Here is a 6,529-nt window from a genome sequence, read left to right as displayed (position 1 = left end):
CGTTCGAGCGTCGGGGGTGGGCCCGCCGGGCGGATCACCACGCGTCCCTTGCCGGACACCCGAACCGGTCTCGATTCAAGGATCTGCGCCGTCGCGCCCGCCGGCTCGCGGAGATCGGTCCCGTCGCCCATGCCAGCGCCACGGGCGGTCGGGAACTGGCGGGGCTGGTGGCGGATTTCCTCAGCCTCGAGCAGAAGGGTTGGAAGGGTCAGGCCGGCACCGCCATGGCCTGCCGGGCGGACACGGCCGCGCTGGCCCACGCCCTGTTCGGCCAGGCATCGGGTCCGATTAGCGTCCGGGCCGACGCCCTGACTCTCGACGGACGATCGATCGCGATCAGCCTCGCCCTGGTCGGCGGCGGCACCGCGACGCTCCTGAAGACGGCCTACGACGAGGATCTGCGAAGCCACGCCCCCGGCCTGCTGCTGGAGGCCGAGATCGTGCGCGCCTGCCACGAGACCGGTTTTGCGGACACACTCGACTCGGCGACGCTCGAGGGTTCGGCCCTGGAGAGCCTCTATCGCGAGCGGACTCCCGTCGCCGAGATCATCGCCCTGCCGCCGGGGAATCACGGCCTCACCCTGGAGCGGCGCCTGCGGCTGGCCCGGTTCGAGCACCAGGCCCGGGCCACAGCCAAGCGGGCTTTGCGGCGGCGCTGAAACGCGGCCCTATCGGTTGCGGTACGGACCCTCACCCTGGACCTGATCGTAAACGCCGTGCCCGGTCCGGGCCCGGTAGGCGCGGCCGGCAATCTGGCCGGGGGTCGGCGGCGTGCCGGGCTGGGCGAAGCTCGTCTCCGGGCGATAGGCCGGGCCCCAGCCGATCTCCTCGTCGCCCGCCGGGTCCTTGCCGGGGAAGCCGGTCGCGTAGCCGACGCTCTGGGCGAAGGCCGGGGCCGCGGAGAGCCCGAGCAAGCCCGCGAGGGTGAGGCGGAGGCTGGTCCTAGAGCGCATGGATCGTCTCGTCGATGGTCGATCCGCATCGCAGACCCTCTGAACGGGAAACGCCGGTCGGGGACGCGCGTTCTCGGGGGCGCATCCGTGTCGCGGGCGAGCCCCCGACCCCTCGTCCCGGACGACGCCTCACCGCGGAGGCCCGGGTCGCCATGGAGGATTGGAAAGCGGGTTTCCGGGCCGAATTGCGGGCCATCGAGATCGCCACCGCCGATGCGGCGGCGGCGGTCCTGCCGGACCTGCTGCGGCGCCTGCGGCATCATGAGGCCGGGCTCGGCGGCCCTGTCCTGCTGACCCTCTACCGCCGCTGGCGGATCCGGCGTCTGGCCCGGGCGGTGGCGGATGCGCGCTGGCAGGTGGAGCAGGGCCGCCTCGCGCGATCGGGCGGGCTCGATCCGCGGCGGTGAGCGCAGCCTCAGGCGGCGACGGGCCGACGGGCGCCCGGCCGGGACGCCGTGGCACGAGCGGGCGCGGACCGATCCTTCTGCTCGGGCGTCGGAGCCGGCAGGCGTACCAGAACGACGGTGCCGACCGTTTCCTCGGAGCGGATCCGCAGGGAACCGCCATGCAGCTCGACCATGGAACGGGTGATCGCGAGCCCGAGCCCCGAACCCTTGTGGCTGCGGGTCATCTGCGCCTCGACCTGGGTGAACGGCCGGCCGAGCCGGGCGAGGTCGGCGCGCGGGATGCCGATGCCACTATCCTCGACGAACAGGTGGGTGCTGGCGCCCGCCCGGCGGACGCGGACCGCCACGCGGCCACCGGCCGGCGTGAACTTCACGGCGTTCTGGACGAGGTTGGCCAGGATTTGCTGCATCGCGCTCGGATCGGCCAGCAGATCGATTCCGGGCTGCACGTCGAGACCGAGGGTAATCCCCTTCTCACGGGCGGCTGCCTCGACCAGCCCGAGTGCGGAGGTGACGGCGGTTTCGGCGGGAATGGCCCGCGGATTCAGCCGCACCCGACGCGCCTCGAGACGGGCCATGTTGAGAATGTCGTCGATCATCGAGAGCAGGTGCGAGCCACTCTCACGGATATCGCGGCAATACTCGGTGTAGCGCGGGGTGCCGAGGGGGCCGAGAACCGCGTTCTCCATCACATCGGCGAAGCCGATGATCGCGTTGAGCGGCGTACGCAGCTCATGGCTCATATTGGCCAGGAACTCGGACTTGGCCTGGCTCGCGGCCTCGGCGGCGGCCTTTTGGTCGAGATAGCGCTCGGCGAGGTCGGCGAGTTGCTGGGTCTGGAGCTCGAGGGTGCGGCGGGAGCGCTTGAGGTCCTTGACGGTCTCGATCAGCTCGCGCTCCGAGGCCTGAAGTTGCTCCTGGTGGCGCTTCAGGCTGGTGATGTCGGTCCCGACCGAGACGTAGCCGCCATCCTTGGTGCGTCGCTCGCTGATCTGGAGCCAGCGGCCGTCGGTGAGTTCGGCCTCGAAGGTCCGGGCGGCCATGCCGGGGAGGGCGAGGCCGGCCTCGGGGGATTCCCGGCGTACCTGGGGCAGCACGCCCCGGCCCATCACGTCGGTGTAGCTCCGTCCGGATTGCGCATCCTCGGGGCTGAGGGCGTGGAGGTGGCGGAACTTCGAATTGCACAGCACCAGCCGGTTGCCGGTATCCCAGAGGACGAAGGCCTCCGAGATCGCCTCGACGGCGTCGCGAAGGCGCATGTCGGAGGCCGCGTTGGTCTCCTCCAGGGCGCGCTGCTCGGTGATGTCGGTGGCGATGCCGACGAGGTGGCGCCCGCCATCGGTGGCATCGGGCATGACCTCGGCCCGGGCGCGCAGCCAGACATAGGCGCCGTCGGCGCCGCGCATCCGGAAGGCGTGGTCGACGCAGGTCTGGGCGGCGGCGAGGCCGCGGGCGAGGCTGTAGAGATCGCCATCGTCGGGATGGACCAGGGCGTTCACCGCTCCGAAGGAGAGATATTCGTGCTGCCGCTGGTAGCCGAGCAGGGCATACATGGAATCGGACCAGTAGATCCGGCCTCGGGCGATGTCCCAGTCCCACAGCCCGCAGGCGCCGCGGCGCCGGGCGGCATCCAGCCGGCCCCGGATCTGCTCGCGGGCGCGGTCGGCCCGGGCCGCCTGCCGGCTCTGCAGCCCGTAGGCCAGGCCGACGCCGACGATCACCAGGATCGCGGCCGCGACCAGGACGATCTGGTCCCGGGCGCGGGCGCTCCAGCCGCGCATCAGCGGCTCGATCGGCTGGAGCACGGCGACCTGACCGGCCCCGTTGGGCAAGCTGTGGATGGCGGCGAGCACGCTCTCGCCGCCGGGCAGGTCGAGGGCCATGGCGCCGGCGCGCTCGCCAAGGCCGGAGAGCGGCTCGCTGTCGCCGAGCACCTGGGCCAGGGTGGTGGCGTCGGCGGGAAGGGGCGGGTGGGCGGCGGCGATCCGGGCATCGGGCCGCACCAGGAGGAGGCGCCGGCCCGGATGGCGCTCGCTCTCCGGCATCAGGACGCGCAGATCGGAGGCCCGGCGGCCGGCCGGTGCGATCGCTCTCGCGGCCAGCCGCGCGAAGCCCTCGACCTCGGCCTTGGCGCCGGCCAGGATCTCGGCCCGCTGACCCTGGATGTGGAGCGCCGCGAGACCGACCAGGCAGGCCAGGAACACCGCGAGGATGCCGGGCACGGCGTAGCGCAGCCACCGCTCGACCAGACCGAGCCGCGGATCCCGGACGCGCATCGGCCAGGAAACGGCGAGACTCGATTCCGCACGCGCGGAGAAGGAAGCGGAAGCCGCCTCCGGCATGGCCGAACCTCACCCATGGGAACTGCGATCCGTCCGCGGCGTCTCGCGCCCCCCGAATCTGACTGGATACAACCATCTTCGAGGGGCGCTTGTCCACGGATTTTTTACCATTCGCCCTTGACGCAACCCCTGCGCTACGACTCGGCCACAGAATCGTTTTCTACCGCAGATCCAATAGGTTAGCCGCCTCCAAGGGTGCGCGCGACGATGTCGGCAGAGTCCCGTGAGAGGCCTGGGATCGCCTTGATTCGATTAAGCATTTCGCCGGCTTTGCCGGCCCGCGATTTTTCAAGCCGACGCCACGATCCGAAGGCCGTCAGCAGCCGCGCGGCAACCTGTGGGTTCATCGAATCGAGGGACGCGACGGTGTCGGCGACGAGCGCAAAACCGGCCCCGTCCGGCCGAGCGAACTGGGACGGATTCCCGAACGCGAAACTTCCGATCAGCGCACGAACCCGATTCGGGTTGGTCATGGTGAAGGCTGGATGGGCCTTGAGGCGCGTGATTCGCTCCAGGGTGCCGGGTTCGGGGATCTGCGCCTGGATGGCGAACCACTTGTCGAGGACCAGCGGCTCGTCCGCGAACCGTTCCGCGAAGGCCGCGAACGCGTCCTCCCGGGCTTGGCCCGGGATCAGCGCCAGGGTACCGAGCGCCGCCAGCCGGTCGGTCATGTTGGTGGCGTTCGCCAGGCGTTCCGCCCCGCGCACCGCCCCGGCTTCGGGATCGCCGGCTGCGATCAGGTCGAAGGCGGCGTTGCGCAGGGACCGGCGCCCGGCCGAGGCTGCGTCCGGGCTGTAGGCCGCGCCATCGGCCGGCGCGAGAGCGGCGTCGAGGTGCTCCAGGCGCGGCCGGAGGGCCCGGCCGAGGCGCGCCCGCAAGTCGAACCGCGCCCGGTGGATCGCGTCCGGATCGACGTCCGCTTGCAGGGCATCGGCAGCCTCGCCCTCGCTCGGCAGGGCGAGGACCAGGGCCGCGAAGGCCGGATCGGCCAGCGCCTCGCCGTCGAGGAAGCGCCCCAGCGCCTCGGAGAAGGCGTCGGCCCGGGCGGGATCGGGGTCGAGGATCAACCGCAGAGCGACGTCCTGCGCCGCCTGCCAGCGGTTGAACGGGTCGCTGTCCTGCGCGAGCAGCCGCATGCGCTGGGCGTCGGTGAGCTCGAAATTGAGCCGCACCGGGGCCGAGAAGTCGCGCAGCAGCGAGGGCACCGGCTCCTCGGTGACGTTGTCGAACACGATCTCGGCTTCAGCCCGATCGAGGATGTAGACTCCGTCCTGCACATCCGGGCCGGCGGCGCCCGTGAGCGGTCCCGCAGCGCCGACGAGGCCGAGCGCCACCGGGATCACCAGGGGTGGCGCGTCCTGGCCGGCTTCGCCCGGCAGGCTCTGGGCGAGGCGCAGGGTGCAGCGGGCGGTCTGCGGATCGTAGGCCATGGCGACGGAGAGGCGCGGCGTGCCAGGCCGCTCGTACCAGCGGGCGAAGGCCGAGAGGTCGCCGGCGGCGGCCGCCGCGAAGGCGGCCAGAAAATCCTCGACGGTGGCGGCACGGCCGTCATTGTCGGCGAAGTAGCGATCCATGCCGGCCCGGAACGCCTCCGGGCCGATGAGCGTGCGCAGCATCCGGACGATCTCGGCGCCCTTGTCGTAGACGGTCGCCGTGTAGAAGTTGTTGATCTCCGCATAGGCCCGCGGCCGCACCGAATGGCGCAGAGGGCCGGCATCCTCTGGGAACTGACGCGCCCGCAAGGAGCGAACCTCGGAGATCCGGTGGACCGGCCGGGAGCGCATGTCGGAGGAGAATTCCTGGTCGCGGAAGACCGTCAGCCCCTCCTTGAGGCAGAGCTGGAACCAGTCCCGGCAGGTGACGCGGTTGCCCGACCAATTGTGGAAATACTCGTGAGCGATGATTGCCTCGATCGCCGCGTAATCCCCGTCCGTCGCGGTCTCGGGACTCGCCAGGACGTATTTGTCGTTGAAGATGTTGAGGCCCTTGTTCTCCATGGCGCCCATGTTGAAGTCGGACACGGCGACCACGTTGAACACGTCGAGGTCGTAGGGACGGCCGAAGGCGGTCTCGTCCCATCGCATCGAGCGGATCACGGCATCGAGGGCGTAGTCGGCGCGGGCCTCCTTGCCCGGCTCGACATAGACGGCGCAGGTGACGGCGCGCTCCTCCATCGTGGTGAAGCGGGTCTCGACCTTGCCGAGCCGGGCGACGTCCGGGGCGAACAGGTAGGCGGGCTTCGGGTGCGGATCGTGCCAGACCGCGAAATGCCGGTCCGCGCCGACGGCACCGGACTCGACCAGGTTGCCGTTGCCGAGCAGCACCGGTGCCTCGGCCCGGTCCGCCTCGATGCGCGTGGTGTAGACCGCCATCACGTCGGGGCGGTCCAGGAAATAGGTGATCCGGCGGAAGCCGTCGGCCTCGCACTGGGTGCAGTAGACCCCGTTCGAGCGGTAGAGGCCCATCAGCTTGGTGTTGGCGGTCGGATCGATCTCGGTGACCAGGCGCAAGACGAATGGCTGCCGCGGCGGGGCGTGCAGGCTGAGGCCCGATGGCGTCGCCGCGTAGGCGTCGGCCGCCAGGGCCACGCCGTCGAGGTCTGCCGAGACCAGCCGGAGGTCGTCGCCGTCGAGATGGAGCGGCGCGCCCGCGCGGCCGGCCGGGTTGGGGCGCAGGGCCAGGGTCGCGTCGATCCGGGTAGCGTGGGGGTCGAGGCGGATGTCGAGATCGACGCGGTCGATCAGGTAGTCGCTCGGCCGGTATTCCTCCAGGCGGATCAGCGGCGGCGTCTCGGTGCGCATTCGGCTCTCTCTCCGGATCGGGTTCG

General features: G+C 71.1%; 5 protein-coding genes. 2 read left to right on the top strand and 3 right to left on the bottom strand.

All coding sequences use genetic code 11. From position 1 onward, the window contains the following. Positions 1-659 (top strand): GNAT family N-acetyltransferase (locus AO398_RS21330; protein WP_152997594.1); only part of this gene is annotated, 659 nt, incomplete at its 5' end. Between the two features lie 9 nt (positions 660-668). Here AO398_RS21330 and AO398_RS21325 read toward each other — a convergent pair. After that, positions 669-953 (bottom strand): hypothetical protein, encoded by a 285-nt coding sequence (locus tag AO398_RS21325; RefSeq protein WP_058194199.1) that lies wholly within the window; start codon positions 951-953, stop codon positions 669-671. A 152-nt stretch (positions 954-1,105) separates the two neighbouring features. On the opposite strand from AO398_RS21325, the gene AO398_RS21320 reads away from it, so the two are divergent. Further along, on the top strand, positions 1,106-1,360 hold the full coding sequence (locus AO398_RS21320; protein WP_058194198.1) for a hypothetical protein: 255 nt from the start codon (positions 1,106-1,108) through the stop codon (positions 1,358-1,360). 8 nt (positions 1,361-1,368) lie between these two features. Here AO398_RS21320 and AO398_RS21315 read toward each other — a convergent pair whose 3' ends face one another. After that, positions 1,369-3,702: a PAS domain-containing sensor histidine kinase gene (locus AO398_RS21315; protein ID WP_058194197.1), complete on the bottom strand. Its 2,334-nt coding sequence runs from the start codon at positions 3,700-3,702 to the stop codon at positions 1,369-1,371. A 179-nt stretch (positions 3,703-3,881) separates the two neighbouring features. Beyond that, positions 3,882-6,503, bottom strand: a complete 2,622-nt coding sequence (pepN, locus tag AO398_RS21310) for an aminopeptidase N (protein ID WP_058194196.1) — start codon at positions 6,501-6,503, stop codon at positions 3,882-3,884. Positions 6,504-6,529 lie beyond the last annotated feature (26 nt).

The organism is Methylobacterium sp. GXS13 (assembly GCF_001455965.1).
Lineage (GTDB): Bacteria > Pseudomonadota > Alphaproteobacteria > Rhizobiales > Beijerinckiaceae > Methylobacterium.
This window is presented reverse-complemented; position numbering and strand designations above follow the sequence as displayed.